Origin of the sequence: Flavobacterium sp. XN-5 (genome assembly GCF_008033395.2) — a bacterium.
In the GTDB taxonomy this organism is placed as follows: domain Bacteria; phylum Bacteroidota; class Bacteroidia; order Flavobacteriales; family Flavobacteriaceae; genus Flavobacterium; species Flavobacterium hiemivividum.
Genome location: NZ_VOGZ02000004.1, coordinates 141,613 through 162,158 on the forward strand (window position 1 = coordinate 141,613; position 20,546 = coordinate 162,158).

General features: G+C 35.9%; 15 protein-coding genes and 1 pseudogene. All 16 read left to right on the forward strand.

The window, feature by feature from the left end; translation table 11 throughout:
* Window positions 1-12: 12 nt before the first annotated feature.
* On the forward strand, window positions 13-2,553 hold the full coding sequence (locus FQU23_RS09210; RefSeq protein WP_113667139.1) for a heavy metal translocating P-type ATPase: 2,541 nt from the start codon (window positions 13-15) through the stop codon (window positions 2,551-2,553).
* Between the two features lie 21 nt (window positions 2,554-2,574).
* A pseudogene (locus FQU23_RS16210) lies at window positions 2,575-2,826 on the forward strand (heavy-metal-associated domain-containing protein).
* Between the two features lie 233 nt (window positions 2,827-3,059).
* Window positions 3,060-3,389: a hypothetical protein gene (locus tag FQU23_RS16110; RefSeq protein ID WP_207917086.1), complete on the forward strand. Its 330-nt coding sequence runs from the start codon at window positions 3,060-3,062 to the stop codon at window positions 3,387-3,389.
* Between the two features lie 95 nt (window positions 3,390-3,484).
* Window positions 3,485-4,363, forward strand: a complete 879-nt coding sequence (locus FQU23_RS09225) for a DUF3347 domain-containing protein (protein ID WP_092908326.1) — start codon at window positions 3,485-3,487, stop codon at window positions 4,361-4,363.
* A 19-nt stretch (window positions 4,364-4,382) separates the two neighbouring features.
* On the forward strand, window positions 4,383-4,904 hold the full coding sequence (locus FQU23_RS09230) for a DUF305 domain-containing protein (protein WP_113667140.1): 522 nt from the start codon (window positions 4,383-4,385) through the stop codon (window positions 4,902-4,904).
* Between the two features lie 39 nt (window positions 4,905-4,943).
* Window positions 4,944-5,603, forward strand: coding sequence for a DUF3347 domain-containing protein (locus tag FQU23_RS09235; protein ID WP_113667159.1), 660 nt, complete (start codon window positions 4,944-4,946; stop codon window positions 5,601-5,603).
* Window position 5,604: 1 nt separating this feature from the next.
* Window positions 5,605-6,054, forward strand: coding sequence for a heme-binding domain-containing protein (locus FQU23_RS09240; RefSeq protein WP_113667141.1), 450 nt, complete (start codon window positions 5,605-5,607; stop codon window positions 6,052-6,054).
* A 23-nt stretch (window positions 6,055-6,077) separates the two neighbouring features.
* Complete coding sequence (locus FQU23_RS09245; RefSeq protein ID WP_113667160.1) at window positions 6,078-8,348, forward strand: multicopper oxidase family protein; 2,271 nt, start codon at window positions 6,078-6,080, stop codon at window positions 8,346-8,348.
* A 205-nt stretch (window positions 8,349-8,553) separates the two neighbouring features.
* Window positions 8,554-8,961 (forward strand): Fur family transcriptional regulator, encoded by a 408-nt coding sequence (locus FQU23_RS09250; protein ID WP_147673596.1) that lies wholly within the window; start codon window positions 8,554-8,556, stop codon window positions 8,959-8,961.
* A 59-nt stretch (window positions 8,962-9,020) separates the two neighbouring features.
* Entirely contained in the window at window positions 9,021-9,347 is a 327-nt protein-coding gene (locus tag FQU23_RS09255) for a DUF6660 family protein (protein WP_147673597.1), read from the forward strand.
* A gap of 237 nt (window positions 9,348-9,584) precedes the next feature.
* Window positions 9,585-13,952, forward strand: a complete 4,368-nt coding sequence (locus FQU23_RS09260; protein WP_113667144.1) for a CusA/CzcA family heavy metal efflux RND transporter — start codon at window positions 9,585-9,587, stop codon at window positions 13,950-13,952.
* A gap of 6 nt (window positions 13,953-13,958) precedes the next feature.
* Entirely contained in the window at window positions 13,959-15,242 is a 1,284-nt protein-coding gene (locus FQU23_RS09265) for an efflux RND transporter periplasmic adaptor subunit (RefSeq protein WP_113667145.1), read from the forward strand.
* 11 nt (window positions 15,243-15,253) lie between these two features.
* Window positions 15,254-15,853 (forward strand): methyltransferase family protein, encoded by a 600-nt coding sequence (locus FQU23_RS09270; protein WP_113667146.1) that lies wholly within the window; start codon window positions 15,254-15,256, stop codon window positions 15,851-15,853.
* Window positions 15,853-17,889 carry a heavy metal translocating P-type ATPase gene (locus FQU23_RS09275; RefSeq protein WP_113667147.1) on the forward strand — a complete coding sequence of 679 codons (2,037 nt, stop codon included), beginning with the start codon at window positions 15,853-15,855 and terminating at the stop codon, window positions 17,887-17,889. Before FQU23_RS09270 ends, FQU23_RS09275 begins: the two co-directional genes overlap by 1 nt.
* A gap of 82 nt (window positions 17,890-17,971) precedes the next feature.
* A complete protein-coding gene (locus FQU23_RS09280) occupies window positions 17,972-18,283 on the forward strand; it encodes a hypothetical protein (protein ID WP_132109833.1) in 312 nt (103 codons plus the stop codon).
* A gap of 87 nt (window positions 18,284-18,370) precedes the next feature.
* The gene (locus FQU23_RS09285; RefSeq protein WP_074590625.1) at window positions 18,371-20,542 is read left to right on the forward strand and encodes a TonB-dependent receptor; all 2,172 of its coding nucleotides are present in this window, start codon (window positions 18,371-18,373) and stop codon (window positions 20,540-20,542) included.
* Window positions 20,543-20,546: the final 4 nt, after the last annotated feature.

Genomic DNA, 20,546 nt, shown 5'->3' on the forward strand with positions numbered 1-20,546 from the left:
AACTCATACAAAATGGTACACAAATATCAAGTAACAGGTATGACCTGTGGAGGTTGCGAAGCAAAGGTGAAATCGGCTTTATTAAAGGTTGAAAATGTGACAAATGTTGAAGTTTCAAAAGATGAAAACTCAGCTACCCTGACAATGGATAAACACATCCCAACTACACAATTGCAAAAAGCATTAACTGCTGTTGGAAAATATACCATAGAAATGAGCAATAACAAAAGCCCACAACATACCACGACAAATGAACCAGTGGCAAAATCCTGCTGTTCCGCTCATTCTCACGATGATAAAAAAACAATCGAAGTGACTAGCAATATAAAAGGCAAATACTATTGCCCAATGCATTGTGAAGGCGATAAAACCTATGATAAAGCTGGCGATTGCCCTGTTTGTGGAATGCATTTGGTAAAAGAAGCAGAATTGGATGTAAAGAAAACGATGTACACCTGTCCAATGCATCCCGAAGTTATTCAAGATAGTCCGGGTTCATGTCCTATATGCGGAATGGATTTAGTACCCATGGAACCAAGCGATTCCGAAGAAAAAAAAACCTATCTGGATTTGCTTAAAAAAATGAAAATTGCAACCCTCTTTACGGTGCCAATTTTTATTATTGCCATGATGGAAATGGTACATAACAATCCGTTATTTCAAATAATGGACAGCAACATGTGGAACTGGGTGCAATTTCTGTTTTCAATTCCTGTTGTTTTCTATGCTGGTTGGATGTTTTTTGTACGAGCTTGGAAATCCATAATCACTTGGAATCTAAATATGTTTACCCTTATCGGAATAGGAACTGGAGTTGCATTTTTGTTTAGTATTGTAGGAATGCTGATTCCGAATATCTTTCCGGAAGAATTTAAAACCGAACACGGAACCATTCATCTTTATTTTGAAGCAGCAACAGTAATCATTACACTGGTCTTGTTGGGACAATTGTTAGAAGCAAGAGCACATAGCCAAACCAGTGGAGCTATAAAAGCGTTATTACAATTAGCACCAACCGAAGCTACTTTGATTGGTGAAGGGGGCGATAAAGTGATTTCCATTCATGATATTAAGAAAGGTGATTTATTACGCGTAAAACCAGGAGATAAAATTCCAGTTGACGGAAAAATAACCGATGGTGAAAGCAGTATTGATGAAGCAATGATTACAGGAGAACCAATTCCCGTTGACAAAAAGAAAGACGATAATGTAATTTCGGGAACAATCAACGGGAACAAATCATTTGTAATGATGGCCGAAAAAGTAGGTTCTGAAACATTACTTTCTCAAATTGTACAAATGGTTAACGATGCTTCTCGTTCAAGAGCACCCATTCAAAAATTAGCCGATAGTATTTCTAAATATTTTGTACCCATTGTAGTAATCATTTCAGTAATTACCTTTTTTGTTTGGGCACTATTTGGTCCAGAACCAGCGAAGGTTTATGGATTTATAAATGCCATTGCAGTTTTAATCATAGCTTGTCCTTGTGCTTTAGGTTTAGCCACGCCGATGTCTGTGATGGTGGGTGTGGGCAAAGGAGCACAATCTGGAGTATTAATTAAAAATGCCGAAGCCTTAGAAAATATGAATAAGGTGGATGTTTTAATAACAGATAAAACAGGAACGCTAACAGAGGGAAAACCTTCGGTAGAAAAAATTTACGCATCAACTAATAACGAGGATGATTTATTGCAAAATATAGCTTCCTTAAACCAATACAGTGAACATCCATTGGCACAAGCAGTAGTCAATTATGCCAAAACAAAATCTATTTCATTAATTGGAGTCAAAGATTTTGAAAATGTTACAGGAAAAGGAGTTACAGGAACGGTTACCAATAGAAAAGTAGCATTAGGCAATAAAAAACTAATGGAACAGGTTAAGGCAACTATTTCTGACGATTTAGAAAACAAAATTATTGCAGAACAAAAACTTGGTAAAACGGTTTCTTACATTGCTGTTGATGGTGTTACAGTTGGTTTTGTTTCAATTACCGATGCGATAAAAACTTCGAGTGCAGCAGCGATAAAAGAACTAATGCTTCAAGGTGTAGAAGTAATTATGCTTACTGGTGACAATGTTAATACAGCCAAAGCAGTAGCGGATGAATTAGGTTTATCTTCCTATAAAGCAGGATGCTTACCCGAAGATAAACTCAACGAAATTAAACGTTTACAAGCAGAAGGGAAAATTGTAGCTATGGCTGGTGATGGTATAAATGATGCTCCGGCATTAGCACAAGCCAATATCGGAATAGCTATGGGAACTGGAACCGATGTAGCCATAGAAAGTGCCAAAATAACTTTAGTAAAAGGCGATTTATTAGGTATCGTTAAAGCAAAAAATTTGAGCCATGCTGTTATGAAAAACATCAAGCAAAATTTATTCTTTGCCTTTTTCTACAATGTGCTTGGTGTTCCAATTGCAGCAGGTATTTTATATCCGTTTTTTGGAATTTTATTATCTCCAATGATTGCAGCTTTAGCAATGTCTTTAAGTTCTGTATCGGTAATCGTAAATGCATTGCGATTACGCAGTTTTAAACTTTAAATGAATTATTCAATAAACAAAATGGAAAAGAATAATCAAGACTTACGATTCAAAACAAATATTAACTGTGGTGGATGTGTAGCATCTGTAAAACCTCATTTGGATAATGCCGATGGTATATGACATTGGGAAGTAGATACAACTAAAGACAAGGTGCTTACCGTAAAATCAGAAGGAATTACACAAGAACAGGAAATTGAAACTGTACAGAAAGCAGGTTTTAAAATAGAACCATTAAACAAAGATAATTTACTTATCCTAATACCTGTTTAGTTATTTAACTTATAACAAACACTTTAGGTAATTCACTGTATATTTATTTTAATAAGCATAAAAAGGACTATGCAGACTAGTGATTTAGACATTTTATCTATAATTCTGTGTTTGCAGTTCACGAAAGTGCAAAATATAGCAATTAAAAGAAATAATTTCATAATTTTGTAGTGTTGAAAAATTTGAGTAAACATATCAGCTTTGTCATCTTACTATGTTTGGGCTTTTTCCTAATGCCAAGCATAAGCTATGCTTGTGCAAAAAAAACAACTAAGACAGAGCAAAAGTCCTGCTCAAAAGATCAATCTGCAAAAGCAGAACATAAAAGCAGTTGCAAGGACAAGTCCTGTAAAAAATGCAAAGATGGTCACGACTGCGACGGCAATTGTAAGCACAGTTCTTGTGGATGCAGCACTTCTTCATCTTCTGTAAGCTTACCAATACCAGTAGATTTAAAAACAGCTGACCCTTTTGCTGAAATTAAAAAGCAAAAATTCGGTTTCAAAGAAGCCTACTATTCTTCAGGCTACTCTTCCATTTGGCAACCACCTAAAATAAGCTAAAACGATGGCTTGTTAGCCATACGTGTGCCTTGTCGAAAGCTGAATCCAGTTTTCGCAAACTCTTCGTATATCTTATTAAATAAAAAAAAATAAAAATGAAATCAATATCAAAAATATTGATGGTAATCACCGTATTACTATCAGCTGTAAACAGTTTTGCACAAATCAAAAATGCAAAAACAGAAACCGTAAAAATATATGGCAACTGCGAAATGTGTAAAACAACCATCGAAAAAGCAGGAAATTTAAAAAATGTAGCCACAGTAGAATGGAATAAAGACACCAAAATGGCTACACTTAAATACGATGATAAAAAAACAAATCAGGATGAAATACTGAAACGTATTGCTTTGGCAGGTTATGACAGCGAGAAATTTTTGGCTCCAGATGATGTATATGCAAAATTATCCGACTGTTGCCAGTATAAAAGGGAACTAAAACCAGTTGCAAAAACCAAAGATGCAGGTATGGATATGAAAAATGAACACGCCAACCATAACCAAAGCGATATGGCTCAAAAAAACACCACTGAAACGCAAAATGTACCGCAATTAAAAACCGTTTTCGAGAACTACTTTTCGGTTAAAGATGCGTTAGTAAAAACTGATGCAGGTATCTCATCTGCAAAAGCCGCTGAATTGGTAAAAGCCATTAAAGCGGTAGAAATGACAAAACTTTCTACCAAGGAACATAACGTTTGGATGGAAGTGATGAAGGATTTAACAGCAAATGCTGAAAAAATTGCTACAACCAAAGATGTGGCAAAACAAAGAGAAACTTTCGCTTTGCTTTCTAAGAATATGTATGAATTAACTAAGGTATCAAAACAAGAAGCACCTGTTTATTATCTGCATTGCCCTATGTACAATAATGGGAAAGGTGCAAACTGGTTAAGTAAGGAAGAAGTGGTTAAAAACCCATATTACGGTTCTAAAATGCTTACCTGCGGTAGTGTGCAGGAAACTATTAAATAACAAATAAAACGCTATTGTTATGGAAAGTATGAAAAACCAACACGGAATGCAACATACCCAAAAGAGTGAAGAAAATAACCCCAATCATTCTTTAGCAATGTACAAACGTTTTGCTGTAATGGCTGTTGCAATGTTTGTAGCTATGTATTTTATTATGTATGCTATGATTGACGGTTTGCAGAACCTTATCCCCAACATCAATAATTTATATATGACCCTACTAATGGTTTCGGCAATGTTGGTAATTGAATTATGGATAATGAAAGGAATGTATCAAAACAAAAAAATCAATTGGGCAATCATAACGGTTTCCTTTGCGATTGGCATCTTTTGTTGGTTTGGTATTCGGGAGCAATTATTTGTGGGCGATAAGGAGTTTGTAAAAGGTATGATACCACATCACGCAGCAGCAGTATTGATGTCTGAAAAGGCTAAGCTTACCGACCCCGAATTGATACAGTTACAAAAAAACATACTGGAAACACAGGCACAAGAAATCGAATTTATGAAGCATAAGCTAAATGAATTTGAAAACAAATAAATAAGATAAATTTCTTCAATAATATCAAAAATGAATAAAATGAAAAATATAATTTTCTCAATCATTACATTAGTAACAGTTGCAGCGGTAACAATTTCCTGCAATCAATCTTCAAATAAAAATAGCGACCAGCAAGCTAATGATAGCACAACAATTGCTGCAATTCCGGAGTTACAATCACCTACACTCAATGATACGGTAGCAACTGTTACTTCAACGGATACGTCTTCTCAAGAGGCAGAAAAATCCGATGTGAAGCAAGCTCAAAAGTTTACTATCGCACCTATAATTAAGGATTATTTGACTTTAAAAAATGCACTTGTCTCAGATAACGACCAAGCAGCTGCTAATGCAGGGAAGCAATTATTTACAACTTTAAACAATGTAAATATGAAATCCATTCCTGCCAACAAACATAAAGAATATATGGAGATAGCTGAAAATGCTAAGGAAAATGCAGAACACATTGGTGATAATGCAGGCAAAATAGACCATCAAAGAGAACATTTAGCATCATTAAGCAAAGATGTTTCCGATCTTATAGTATTATTTGGAACTACACAAAAATTATATCAAGACCATTGTCCAATGTATAACGATGGTAAAGGTGCGGTTTGGATTAGCGAAGCTAAAGCTATCAAAAACCCTTACTATGGCGGTAAAATGCTTACCTGTGGCTCTGTAAAAAAAGAGTTCTAAAATGAAGAAAGTATTAAAGATAATATTGACAATAGTGCTGTTTATTTTTATTGGAATACAATTTTATCAGCCTGCCCTTAATGTAGATAAAGGGCAGGTTTACACAACCGATTTTACCCAAGCCTATAAAATGCCTGTTCAAGTAAAAGCGATGTTTCAAACCTCTTGCTACGATTGTCATAGTAACAATACTAATTATGTTTGGTATGACTATGTGCAACCTATGAGAGCATTAGTTGAAAATCACATCAAAAACGCAAAAGAGGATTTGAATTTCAACGAATGGGGTACATATTCAAATAGGAAGCAGGAAAGATTATTAAACTCAATTAAAGAACAAATCGAGACTAAACAAATGCCCTTATCATCATATACAATAATGCATAAAAAGGCAAAACTGAATGATGAGCAAATCAAAGTATTAACCAATTGGTTAAAAAAGCAGGAATAAGTTTCATTAATAAAAATATTAAAATGAATATACCCAGAAATATTACTATCAGATTGCTACAGGCAGTTTTCATACTGTTGTGTTCGCAATCTCTTTTTGCACAAAAGGTAGTCCGTTATGACCTTTATGTAAAAGACACACTTGTAAACTATGCAGACAAAGAAAAAAGAGCCATTGCTGTAAATGGTCAAATACCAATGCCTACCCTAACATTTACGGAGGGAGATACTGCCGAAATTGTAGTACACAACCAATTAAAAGAAAGTACATCATTGCATTGGCACGGAGTGTTCCTGCCCAACAAAGAAGATGGTGTGCCCTGGCTTACACAAAAACCTATTAAGGCAGGCACAACATATACCTATCGTTTTCCTATTATTCAACACGGAACACATTGGTATCACTCACATTCGGGATTGCAAGAGCAGATTGGGATGTATGGCAGTTTTATAATGAAGAAAAAGGATGATGATAAAACCTTTAGAAAAGGAATTGACGATTTACCGACTGTACCCATCATTTTAAGTGAATGGACAAATCTAAACCCAGATAATATTAACAGAATGTTGCATAATGCCAACGATTGGTCTGCCATCAAAAAAAATGCAACACAGTCTTACGCAGAAGCCATCAGAGAAGGTCATTTCAAAACAAAACTAACCAACGAATGGAAACGAATGTTGGCAATGGATGTAAGCGATGTTTATTATGACAAAATTTTAATCAATGGAAATCATACTACCGATTTAAAAACTGTTGACGGCAAAACGCTAAAAGCAGGCGATAAGGTACGATTGCGAGTTTCAAACGGTGGTGCTTCGTCCTATTTTTGGTTGCGGTATGCAGGCGGTAAAATTACAGTAGTTGCAAATGACGGCAACGATGTAGAACCTGTGGAAGTAGATAGATTAATCATTGCAGTTTCTGAAACTTACGATATTGTAGTAATCATTCCTGATGACGGTGTTGCCTATGAATTTTTAGCCACCACCGAAGACAGGACACAGTCGGCAAGCTATTTTGTGGGCAATGGCATCAAACAACTGATTTCCCCACTTCCCAAATTGAAATATTTTGAAGGGATGAAGATGATGAACGATATGATGAAGATGGACGGCAACCTTGACGATATGGGAATGAAAATGAGCCTGAACCAAATGGATATGAATGTGGTAATGTATCCCGAAATCACAGGAGATAGTAACCAGAAAGAAGACCATAGCCAACACAATATGAATATGGACAACGACCCCAACCGTTATAATGCTAATGCTTTAGGAGAAATCAAAACCTTAAACTATACAATGTTGCAATCACCATACAACACTACACTACCAAAAGATGCACCAGTAAGAGAACTCAAATTTACCCTTACAGGAAATATGAACCGCTATGTGTGGAGTATGGATAATAAAATACTTTCAGAAGTTGATAAAATACCTGTTAAAAAAGGCGAAATTCTACGAATTACCATTCATAATAACTCGATGATGCGCCACCCGATGCACTTGCACGGTTTTGATTTTAGGGTAATCAATGGCAAAGGCGAAAATTCGCCCTTAAAAAATGTGTTGGATATAATGCCAATGGAAACTGATACCATTGAGTTTTTAGCAAACGAAGAAGGAGATTGGTTTTTCCACTGTCATATCCTTTATCATATGATGGGCGGAATGAATAGAGTTTTTGCAGTGGATGACTACCAAAACCCATACTTACCCAACAAAAAACAAGCCTACAATAAATTGCAAAGAGAAAGCAATATGCCACATTTTATGGCTCAAAACGATTTTGCAACCAATGGAAATGATGGTGATGCAATGGTTCAAAATGCAAGATGGTCTTTAGGGACAGAATGGCGTTTAGGTTACAATGATATGCACGGTTACGAGGTGGAAACCCATTTAGGAAGATATATAGGAAAAACGCAATGGCTTATGCCGTTTATTGGTTTTGATTGGCGTTATCGTAAAATGGGAATGGACGAACACGAAACAAATTTGTTTGGGCAAAAAAATGAGAAGGATACACGTAGAGCCTTTAGTTTAGGTTTTATGTACACATTGCCAATGTTAGTCAATTTTCAGGCAGAGGTATATCACGATGGCATTGTTCGTTTGTCATTAATGCGTGAAGATATTCCTATTTCTAAAAGATTAAGAGGAGGATTTATGGTTAATACTGATATGGAATATATGGCAGACCTAAAGTACATTATCAACAAAAACATTGGTATCCGTACACATTACGATAGCGATATGGGTTTTGGAGTGGGGCTCGCATTGAATTATTAGTAAACAGTGTATATATAATACGAATTAAGGGTTAAAACCATCAATTAATTTGCGGTTTATTGCAAAACCATAACTATTAAAATCCAACCCTTAATTCGTATTTAATAAGAAATTATATTGTAGACTAAATAGCAGAACCCTTAGTTTGAACACCCTTTTAACATAGCTCTCAATTTAAAATAAATGATAATAGAAATTAATCATTATGAAAAATGAAGAAAATATTTTACAACAAAGAAATATTAAACCCACAGCAATGCGTTTGTTGGTAATAGAAAAATTGTTGAAACAGCAATATGCCATCAGTCATAAGGAATTAGCAGAACAGTTTGAAAATGCAGATAATGTTACGCTATTCAGAACGCTGAAAACTTTTTTAAAGCACAAACTTATCCATACTATTGACGACGGAACAGGAGTTGTAAAATATGCACTTTGTCAATCGGGTTGCAATTGCAAACCTTCAGAACAGCATACGCATTTTCATTGCTCCCAGTGCCAGCGAACTTTTTGTCTTACAGATACCGAAATTCCAAACATCAATATTCCACTAAATTTTAAATTAGAAGGCATCAATTTGGTACTCAAAGGACGGTGTGACAGATGCAACTAAAATACTATGAAACTTTGCAATCCGATTGCAAAGTTTATTTTTCTATATTTGCACTATAAATGAGATGGATAATCACAATATGGACTTTTTACCTGATGGTACTTTTTTCATTGCCTTGTAGCGATGGAAGCAATCAGTGTGATGATACCATTCCTGAAATTGAAACCGTTCAATCTCACGACCACAACCAAGATAGCGATGACAATTGCGGTCCTTTTTGTTATTGCAATTGTTGTAGTATAAGTATTGCTACTTACCATTTCAAACCTTTTGAAATCAAGCAACCTAAACCCACTCTTGTTGTTAAAAAAATTACACTTCGTGATTTTACTTTAATTTCCTTCTACTCAGGAAGTATTTGGCATCCTCCCAAATTTACTGTTTAATTTTTTCAGATTTTCTTAATGCTATTGATGGTTTGTTGTAAGCCTCAGTAATTGTATGCCTTTTATTGGCGTTATGGTACTGTTAGCGTGTTCGTGTTATGTATTTTCTATGAATGTTTGTTTATTTATAGAAATAATTACAGGCATTATCCACTTCATCCAATAGTTATTTGATTATCTGTTGGCTTCTTATGACAAGAGGCAATAATTTATTTATAAAAAATTAAACAGATACACGTGTTAGATAATATTATAAAATTTAGTATTCAGAACAAGCTCGTCATTGGGATAATGACCTTGTTACTCATCATTTGGGGAGTGTGGAGTGCCACAAAACTACCCATTGATGCCGTACCCGATATTACTAATAATCAGGTGCAAATAATTACGGTTTGCCCTACATTGGCAGGGCAAGAAGTAGAACAATTAGTAACCTTCCCTATTGAGCAAAGCATTGCCAATATTCCAGATATAGAAGAAACAAGGAGTATTTCAAGATTTGGCTTATCGGTAATTACAGTAGTATTTAAAGATAAAGTAGACATTTATTTTGCCCGTCAGCTTATCAATGAAAAACTAAAAGAAGCAGAGGAAAATATACCTAAAGGTATTGGCAAGCCAGAACTTGCACCAGTAAGTACCGGATTGGGAGAAGTCTATCAATACATCATCCATCCGAAAAAAGGCAGTGAAAAAAAATACAATGCAAAAGACCTACGCACAATGCAGGATTGGATTGTAGCAAGACAATTATATGGAACTCCCGGAATTGCCGAAGTAAATAGTTTTGGTGGCGAACTGAAACAATATGAAGTAGCAGTAAATCCCAATCGCTTAAAAGCTATGGGGGTAAGTGTTACCGACATTTTTACCGCATTAGAAAAAAACAATCAAAATACTGGTGGTGCATATATCGACAAAAAACCAAACGCTTATTTCATCCGAGGTATAGGTTTGGTAACTTCATTGGATGATGTAAAAAATATCAGTGTAAAAAATGATGGCGGCAGTATTCCTATTTTTATTAAAGATGTGGCAGATGTTCGTTTTGGAAGTGCTGTACGATACGGAGCAATGACCTACAACGGCGAAGTAGATGCAGTTGGCGGTGTGGTAATGATGTTGAAAGGCGAGAACAGCAATGAGGTTGTAAATCGCATCAAAGAAAAATTGCCTATTATTCAAAAATCCTTACCCGAAGATATAATTATTGAACCCTATTTAGACCGTACAGATTTGGTTGACAGAGCTATGAGTACCGTTGAAAAGAACCTGATAGAAGGCGCACTGATTGTCATTTTTGTATTGGTGCTTTTTTTAGGGAATTTTAGGGCAGGATTGATTGTAGCATCCGCTATTCCTTTGGCGATGTTGTTTGCATTGGCTTTAATGAATGTGTTTGGCGTAAGTGCCAATTTAATGAGTTTGGGAGCAATAGATTTTGGATTAATTGTAGATGGTGCGGTAATTATTGTAGAAGCCACATTGCATCATTTAGGTTTAAGGAAATCTACACAAAGGCTCACACAGCAAGAAATGGATAATGAAGTATTTACCTCAGCTTCCAAAATTCGTAATAGTGCAGCCTTTGGTGAAATCATTATCCTTATAGTTTACATTCCTATTCTTACATTGGTAGGTGTAGAAGGTAAAATGTTCCGTCCAATGGCACAAACAGTAGGTTTTGCAATATTCGGAGCATTGATATTATCTTTAACATATATCCCGATGATGTGCGCTTTGTTCTTATCTAAAAAGCCGATGCTCAAAGAAACCATTTCGGATAAAATGATGAATTGGTTGCAAAAAATGTATCAACCATTATTAGAAAAAGCCATCAAAATAAAATATTGGCTAGTAGGAATTACCGTTGGTATATTTGTTTTTAGTCTTTTCTTATTTAGCAGAATGGGTGGCGAATTTATACCACAATTACAGGAAGGAGATTTTGCCTTCCATTGTATTTTACCACAAGGCAGTTCATTGAGCCAGAGTATAGAAACCTCTATGCAAGCTTCAAGAATTATTAAAGAATTTGATGAAGTAAAAATGGTAGTAGGTAAAACTGGAGCGGCAGAAGTGCCAACGGATCCAATGCCACCCGAAGCTACTGATATGATGATATTGCTAAAGCCTCAAAGCGAATGGAAAAGTGGTAGAAATTATGATGAATTGGCGGATGCAATTAATGAAAAATTAGAGGCAATACCTGGTGTGTTCTTTGAAAAAAACCAGCCGATACAAATGCGTTTCAATGAATTAATGACAGGTATTAGGCAAGATGTAGCAGTAAAAATATTTGGAGAAAATTTAGATACGCTTGCCTTGAATGCTGATAAGGTTAGTAAGGTTATACAAACAGTAGAAGGTGCTACATCTCCACAAGTAGAACGTGTGAGTGGTTTACCGCAAATAAATATAGAATACGACCGTACACGTTTAGCCAATTATGGGATAACGGTAGAAGATGTAAACAATGTAGTAAGCACTGCATTTGCAGGAAAAAGTGCTGGTGTAGTATATGAAAACGAAAGAAGATTTGAACTGGTAGTTCGGTTGGATAGTGTTTACCGTAACAGTATCGAAGATGTAAACAATTTGATGATACCAACTTCAACTGGTAATCAAATTCCGCTTTCGCAAGTAGCAACTATTGATTACAAATTAGGACCGGCACAGATAAGCCGTGAAGCAGGAAAACGTAGAATTGTAATCGGGTTCAACGTTGCAGACAGGGATGTACAAAGTGTGGTAGAAGAAATTCAGCAAAAATTAAATACACAGGTAAAATTACCACCGGGCTACTATTTCACGTATGGCGGTCAATTTGAAAACTTGCAGGAAGCCAGTAACCGATTAATGATAGCCGTTCCGGTTTCTTTGTTATTGATTTTTGTATTGCTCTATTTCACGTTCCGTTCCTTTAAACAGGCAGGCTTAATATTTACAGCTATCCCAATGAGTGCGATCGGTGGTATATTGGCTTTATTACTTCGTGGTATGCCGTTCAGCATCAGTGCAGGAATTGGATTTATTGCTTTGTTTGGTGTGGCAGTTCTCAACGGAATTGTATTGATAGGCACTTTCAACCAATTAGAAAAAGAAGGTGTAAAAGATGTTTTCAAACGAGTAATAGAAGGAACTAAAATCCGACTGCGACCAGTATTGATGACAGCAACTGTAGCCAGTTTAGGTTTTTTACCAATGGCATTAAGCAGTAGTGCTGGTGCAGAAGTACAAAAGCCTTTAGCCACGGTAGTAATTGGCGGATTAGTTACAGCAACATTCCTTACCCTATTTGTACTGCCATTACTCTATATCATTTTCAATTCAAAAATTAAATTAAAAAGAAAGCCACAAGTGAAACCCATTGTAACCATAATTGTATTGCTTTTATCAATGGTAGGCTTTACAGCAAATGCACAGACAAAAAGTTTAACTAACGTTGACGATGCGATAAATATTGCACTTCAAAATAATCAAACCTTAAAAGCTTCAGATTTAGAAATTGATGCCAGCAAAGCTTTGAAAAAAACTGCCGGAGAATTACCAAAACTTGATTTTAATGCACAGTTGGGACAGTACAACAGTACCAAATTCGACCAGTCTTTTCAGGTGTCACAAACCATTCCGTTTCCATCATTATTCGGAGCTAAAAAGCAACTGATTAATGCCGAAATAAAAGGTAAAGAATTGCAAAAAAACCTTACTGTATTGGAGTTAAAAAATCAAGTACGTACTTATTATTATCAAATTTTGTACTTGCAACACAATGAAAAACAGTTACAGCAATTGGATAGTTTGTACAACGATTTTATTAAAATAGCCCAGCTTCGTTATAAAACTGGCGACACCAAAAAAGTGGACATCAGCACAGCGGAAGCTAAGAAAGGCGAAATCAATTTATTGCTAAAACAAAATGGAGTGTTCTTATCCAATGCTGTTGCCAATCTGAAAACATTGATGAACACAAAAGACGATTTTACCATTGCAGAAAACGGAATATTTCAGCCTCTACAAATCAGTAATTTGTTGGATAATGAAGTCGTAGAAAATCATCCTGCCATTCAATCTTTGTATCAGGATGCCATTATTGCCGAGCAAACCAAAAAGGTAGAACGTTCGCAAGGTTTGCCCGATTTCACCATTGGTTACGTCAATCAGTCTTTAATTGGTTTTCAAAATGTAAACGGAGACGAACAATTTTTCAATGGCGGAAACCGATTTAGTTCTGTAAACATTGGTATTGCTATTCCCATCACTTATGGTGCTACCAAAGCCAGAATAAAATCTTTAGATTACAGAAAACAAGCAGCCGAAGCCAATGCACAGCAACAGCAAAAAACATTGGCTACGCAAATGCAAAATGCCTTGCAACAATACCAGCAAGACCTACAGCAGTTCAATTATTTTGAGAAAGAAGCATTGCCAAATGCCAAGGAAATTGTATCAGCAGCACAATTGGGTTACAGAACAGGCGAAATCAGTTATGTAGAATATCTTTTTGCGCTGCAAACTGCCACCGATATTCAGCTGAATTACCTCAAAAGTATTCAGCAGGTAAACCAATCTGTAATCACTATTTATTCATTCATCAATCAATAAGAAAAAATGAAATTCAATATAAATAAAATCACGTTTATAGCAACGATAGTTGTTTTAATATTTAGCTTTTCGGCTTGTAAAAACGATAAGCAAAACGAAGGTCAATCTACAGAAGCAGCAGCAACCGAAAAAGCTGAAGCTCCTCACGAGGAAGAAGCACCAACCATTGCCACACTAACTGAAGAACAAATAAAAACGGTAGGCATACAATTAGGCGTAATAGAGCAAAAAGAATTAACGGCAACCATCCGAGCAAATGGTTTGCTGAAAGTTCCCAATAACAACAAAGCCAACGCAACTTCTTTGTATGGTGGTGTAATAAAAACACTGAACGTACAAATTGGAGATTATGTAAAAAAAGGACAAGTAATAGCCACTATTGCCAATCCGCAGTTTATACAATTGCAGGAAGAATATTTGAGTACTGCCAGCAGAATTACTTTTGCAGAACAAGAATTATCAAGGCAAAAAGAACTTTTCGAAGGCAATGCAGGAGCGAAAAAAAATCTACAAAGTGCCACAGCCGAACTCAATAGTTTACGTACCAGAAGAGCATCTTTGCAACAACAGATACAATTAATGGGCATCAATCCAGGCTCTGTTTCAAATGGTAATCTAAAATCAGCATTGGTTGTAATCAGTCCTTTGAATGGTACGGTTAGTAAGGTTTCCGCTAAAATAGGAAGCTATGTAGATGTATCTTCTCCTGTTATTGAAATTGTAGATAACAGTTCCTTGCATTTGGATTTGAATGTTTTTGAAAAAGATATGCCGATGCTCAAAGTAGGGCAAACTATTCATTTTAGAATAACCAACAATGCAGTAGAAGACTATAATGCTAAAATATTTGCAATAGGCTCATCTTTTGAAAACGAAAGCAAAACAATTGCCACTCACGCCGTGGTACAAGGCAATAAAACAGGACTTATAGACGGAATGAATGTTACTGCCATTGTAAGCCTTAACAACGTAACTACTCCTGCTGTACCCAATGATGCTATTGTAAATGCTGATGGCAAATACTATGTTTTTGTGCAAACCGATAAAAAAGCAGAAGAGCATCACGAAGAAGGCGAAAAAGAAGGAAGCCATAAAGAGAGTGAAGAAGAACATAAGGAAGATAAGTCCAGTAAGAATTTTGAAAAAGTAGAAGTGCTGAAAGGTGTATCTGATATGGGTTATACCGCTGTAACCTTTGTAAACGAAATTCCTGCAAATGCAAAAATTGTGGTAAAAGGAGCCTTTTTTGTAAACGCAAAATTGAGCAATACTGGTGGTCACGAACACTAAAAAAAGAAACTATGATTTGGCTAAATTTTTATTTGCCTTTGTATTTGGTGTTGTATATGATGGTAGCTTTTGTGCTACCGTCATACCGCACCTATAAGCAAACAGGCATCAATCCGATAACATTTGGCAAAACGGATAACGCACACGATTACATCGGTTTTGTAATGAAAGTATTGATAGCCTTGCTTTTTATAGCGGTATTCATTTATTCATTCAGCGATAAAGCATATCAGTATCTAGTACCCATTTCTTATTTAATGAAAGAAGTGTTTATGACAGTTGGATTAATCTTGATACATCTTTCACTACTCTGGATTTCGGTAGCTCAATATCAAATGAGCAACAGTTGGCGTATTGGTATAGATGAAAACAATAAAACCGAATTAATAACAAAAGGCTTATATTCTTATAGCCGAAACCCGATATTCTTAGGAATGATAGTCAGCGTTACCGGAATATTTTTCATACTGCCCAATGCAATTACATTTTTCCTGATGCTATCCACTTACATCGTTATCCAAATTCAGATAAGGTTGGAAGAAAAATTTTTAGAAAAACAACACGGACAAGAATATTTATCCTATAAACAAACTACTAAAAGATTACTATAATGGAACACAAACATAAATATGATGCACAAGGCAAACAGCTTTGTTGCACACCTCAAGAAGAAAAAATATATACCGATGCCGATGCTAAAATGCTATTAGAAAAACATCACGACGATGATGGACACAACCACGAACACACCGATGATGACGGTCATAACCACGGAAGCACCGATAAATCTACCTTTCAAATGTTTTTACCTGCTATCATCAGTTTTGTGTTATTGATGATAGCCATAACTTTCGATAATTGGCTTCCTCAATCTTGGTTTACAGGTTGGGTAAGAATTGTGTGGTATGTGGTAGCGTATGCACCTGTTGGATTACCCGTCATTAAAGAAGCATCTGAAAGCATCAGAAAAGGCGATGTGTTTTCAGAATTTTTATTGATGAGTATTGCCACCATCGGAGCTTTTGCCATTGGCGAATATCCGGAAGGTGTTGCTGTAATGTTGTTTTATGCCGTTGGCGAAGTATTCCAAACCTTAGCTGTAACAAGAGCGAAAGCTAACATTAAAACGTTGCTCGATCAAAGACCAGATGAAGTAACTATTTTAGAAAATAATCAAGCTAAAACCATAAAAGCAGAAACCGCAAGTATTGGCAATATAATTCAATTAAAACCCGGAGAAAAATTAGGACTAGATGGAGAATTATTATCCGAAACCGCTTCATTCAATACAGCAGCACTAACAGGAGAAAGTAAGCCCGACACCAAAACCAAAGGTGAAACCGTATTGGCGGGAATGATAAATTTAACGACCGTTGCACAGGTAAAAGTAACGACTGCTTATACTGATAGCAAACTTTCTAAAATTTTGGAATTGGTACAAAATGCCACTGCACAAAAAGCACCAACAGAATTATTCATTCGAAAATTCGCAAAAATATACACACCGATTGTTGTATTGTTGGCAGTGCTAATTACCATAATTCCTTATTTTTTTGTGAGCGATTATGTATTTAGTCAGTGGTTGTACAGAGCATTGGTATTTTTGGTTATTTCTTGTCCTTGTGCTTTGGTTATCAGTATTCCTTTGGGTTATTTTGGTGGAATTGGAGCAGCTTCCAAAAATGGAATTTTGTTTAAAGGAAGCAACTTTTTAGATGCCATTGCCGATATTAAAAACGTAGTGATGGACAAAACGGGTACAATGACCGAGGGCGTTTTCAAGGTACAAGAAGTGGTATTAAAACCGGAATTTAATAAAGAGGAAATCCTGAAAATGGTAAATGCTTTAGAAAGTCAAAGTACACATCCGGTTGCTACCGCTATCCATAAATATGTAGGTGAAATTGATAGCTCGATAAAGTTAGAAAATACAGAAGAAATTGCAGGCCACGGTTTGAAAGCCAATGTAAATGGAAAAGAATTATTGGTAGGAAATTTTAAATTGATGGATAAATTCAACATCAATTATGATTTAGACCCAACCACAATTGTTTATACCTTAATTGCCATTGCTTACGATGGAAAATTTGCAGGTTACATTACCATTGCCGACAGTATAAAGGAAGATGCACAGCTAACTATTGACAAGTTAAAAGCATTAGGAGTAAAAACCACAATGTTGAGCGGAGATAAAAGCACCGTAGTAAAATTTGTTGCAGATAAATTAGGAATTTATAATGCCTTTGGCGATTTACTACCTGAAGATAAAGTAAATAAAGTAAAAGAAATCAAATCCAAAAACGAAACCGTAGCATTTGTAGGCGATGGTGTGAACGATGCTCCTGTGGTAGCATTGAGCGATGTAGGTATTGCAATGGGGGGTTTAGGTAGTGATGCTACTATTGAAACCGCAGATGTAGTAATACAGGACGACAAACCGAGCAAAATACCGATGGCAATCAATATCGGTAAGCAAACCAAAAAAATCGTTTGGCAAAATATTACGTTGGCATTTGTGGTCAAAGGCATTGTATTAATATTGGGTGCCGGAGGTTTGGCTACGATGTGGGAAGCAGTCTTTGCCGATGTAGGCGTTGCGTTATTGGCTATCCTGAATGCGGTACGAATACAACGAATGAAATTTTAAAGAATAGTTGGTTTTATACAAAATGGGTAGTAATGATAACAGGGGTAGTAGTTTGTAACGTAGTTTTCAATATCTTTGGGAAATGAAACATTTATCATCCATATTAGCATTAATGGTCTTGGTCTTATCGACCTTGCCAGGCTTTATGGAAGATAAATGTTTTGACCTCGTACATCAAACAACAAATAGTCAGGAAGAAGATAGCGACGGTTGCGGTATGGAATGTTGCTCGCCTTTTTCTAAATGCAATACCTGTACCGGATTTGTAATTACCTCTTTTTATGCTTTAACAACAAATTCTGCCCAACAACCTGAAAATAAATTAAGTGTAATAACTGCCTCAGCTGTTTCAGACTTCCTCTCTTCCATTTGGCAACCGCCTAAGATTAATTAATGTTTTTAGTGTCTTCGGCACAATAACAAATTGCGGTGCTACAAACCGTCAATTCTTATTTTTTAAACATTAATAATTTTTCATATAATGAAAAAAATACTCTTTATGTCATTTTTTATGACACTAAATCTCTGTGTCTTTGCACAAAACACATTTAATGCTGTTGTTAGAAACAGTGAAAACAAAAATCCTTTGATTGGTGTGACAGCATCTATAAAAGGGACCTCGCTTGCTGCTACATCAAACGAAAACGGTCAAATCATAATAGTAAATGTTCCTGACGGTGTACAGGAAATACATTTTAGTTACGTAGGCTTTTATGAACGTATTGATACACTGGGATTTCCATTAAAGGACACCAGCGTTATTGAAATCTTACTCAAAGAAAATTCAGAAGAATTGGATGAAGTGGTTATATCTTCTACAAGAAGTACAAGGAGCATACAAAATATTCCTACCCGTATTGAATTTATAGGAAGTGAGGAATTGGGAGAAAAAGGAAATATGAAACCTGGGGATATTCGTATGCTTTTGGCGGAAAGTACAGGTATTCACGTACAAACCACATCGCCCACAAGTGCCAATGCAAGTATTCGTATTCAAGGGCTTGACGGACGATATACGCAAATTCTAAAAGACGGTTTTCCTATTTATTCGGGTGCTTCAAGTGGGTTAGGTTTGTTGCAAATTCCACCGCTTGACTTAAAGCAGGTTGAAGTTATCAAAGGTTCTACATCTACGCTGTATGGTGGTGGAGCAATAGCAGGTTTGGTAAACCTGATTTCCAAGACACCAACGGAAGAAAGGGATTTGCGTTTTCATTTAAACGGAACATCAGGCGGAGGTTTAGACATCAACGGTTTTTACGGACAGAAGTTTAAGAAAATCGGAACAACCATATTTGCTTCGCATAATAGAAACGGAGCTTACGACCCTGCAAAAATTGGTTTTTCTGCCATTCCAAAATTTGAACGTTTTGTACTGAACCCTAAATTGTTTGTTTATTTCAATGATAAAACAAAAATGAATTTCGGTGTCAATACAACTATCGAAAACCGTTTGGGAGGTGATATGCTTTACATCAAAGGAAAAGGAGATAATACAAACCAATATTTTGAGGAAAATAAAACACAACGCTATTCCACTCAATTTGTTTTCGACCACTTAATTAATGAAAAAAGTTCTTTTCAAATTAAAAATAGCGTGAGTTATTTTAATCGAAATACAACCATTCCAAGCTATCAGTTTGAGGGAACACAAACCGCAAGTTTTACCGAAGCCAACTACACCAACAGTACAGAAAAATCGGAATGGGTAGCAGGGGTTAATATTTGGACGGACAATTTTAAAGAAAAGCAGATTACTGCATTTCCGTTGAGGGATTACAGCCAAAACACATTCGGAGCTTTCGTTCAAAATTCTTTTAAGGCTACTGATTGGCTTCAATTAGAAGCAGGTTTAAGAACGGATTACGTGATAGATTACGGAGCTGTATTTTTACCAAGAGTATCGGCATTGTTTAAGATTGCAAACGGATTGACTTCACGTATTGGAGGTGGATTTGGGTATAAAACACCAACCATTTTTACAGAAGAAAGTGAACGCCTACAATATCAAAATGTAATGCCTATTGACGACAAGACCAATAAATTGGAAAAAAGTTATGGAGCAAATGCAGACATCAATTACCGCACCTATATTGGAGAAGATTGGTCATTTAGCATAAACCAATTATTCTTTTACACCTATTTGGATAATCCTTTGTTACTTGAAAATTCCTCGGCAAATCTGTATCAGTTCGTTAATTCTCCGGGCTACATCCATACCAAAGGAACAGAAACCAATATTAAAATTGGTTACGATGATTTGAAATTATTTTTGGGATACACTTATACAGATGCTCGATTAAACCAAAATGGAACGACTGTAGAAAGTCCTTTAACGCCAAAACACCGCATTAATTCCATCCTGATGTATGAAATAGAAGACAAATGGAAAGTTGGTCTGGAAGCCTATTACTTCAGTCCTCAAAAACTGAATAATGGAACTACGGGCGAAGGTTACTTTATTACCGGATTTATGGCTGAAAAGATTTGGGAAAGATTTTCTCTGTACATCAACTTTGAAAACTTCCTTGACACCCGACAAACACGCTTTGGTAGCATTTATACAGGAACAATAACCAATCCGGTTTTTAAAGACATTTATGCACCTTTGGACGGATTTGTGATTAACGGAGGAATAAAATTCAAGCTTTAAAACA

Excerpts from the sequence above, each read along its gene's own strand:
- FQU23_RS09245 (WP_113667160.1), top strand. The coding sequence starts at position 6,078 with ATGAATATACCCAGAAATATTACTATCAGATTGCTACAGGCAGTTTTC.
- FQU23_RS09225 (WP_092908326.1), top strand. The coding sequence starts at position 3,485 with ATGAAATCAATATCAAAAATATTGATGGTAATCACCGTATTACTATCA.
- FQU23_RS16110 (WP_207917086.1), top strand. The coding sequence starts at position 3,060 with ATGCCAAGCATAAGCTATGCTTGTGCAAAAAAAACAACTAAGACAGAG.
- FQU23_RS09275 (WP_113667147.1), top strand. The coding sequence starts at position 15,853 with ATGGAACACAAACATAAATATGATGCACAAGGCAAACAGCTTTGTTGC.
- FQU23_RS09255 (WP_147673597.1), top strand. The coding sequence starts at position 9,021 with ATGAGATGGATAATCACAATATGGACTTTTTACCTGATGGTACTTTTT.
- FQU23_RS09230 (WP_113667140.1), top strand. The coding sequence starts at position 4,383 with ATGGAAAGTATGAAAAACCAACACGGAATGCAACATACCCAAAAGAGT.
- FQU23_RS09280 (WP_132109833.1), top strand. The coding sequence starts at position 17,972 with ATGAAACATTTATCATCCATATTAGCATTAATGGTCTTGGTCTTATCG.
- FQU23_RS09270 (WP_113667146.1), top strand. The coding sequence starts at position 15,254 with ATGATTTGGCTAAATTTTTATTTGCCTTTGTATTTGGTGTTGTATATG.
- FQU23_RS09285 (WP_074590625.1), top strand. The coding sequence starts at position 18,371 with ATGAAAAAAATACTCTTTATGTCATTTTTTATGACACTAAATCTCTGT.
- FQU23_RS09235 (WP_113667159.1), top strand. The coding sequence starts at position 4,944 with ATGAAAAATATAATTTTCTCAATCATTACATTAGTAACAGTTGCAGCG.
- FQU23_RS09250 (WP_147673596.1), top strand. The coding sequence starts at position 8,554 with ATGAAAAATGAAGAAAATATTTTACAACAAAGAAATATTAAACCCACA.
- FQU23_RS09210 (WP_113667139.1), top strand. The coding sequence starts at position 13 with ATGGTACACAAATATCAAGTAACAGGTATGACCTGTGGAGGTTGCGAA.
- FQU23_RS09240 (WP_113667141.1), top strand. The coding sequence starts at position 5,605 with ATGAAGAAAGTATTAAAGATAATATTGACAATAGTGCTGTTTATTTTT.
- FQU23_RS09265 (WP_113667145.1), top strand. The coding sequence starts at position 13,959 with ATGAAATTCAATATAAATAAAATCACGTTTATAGCAACGATAGTTGTT.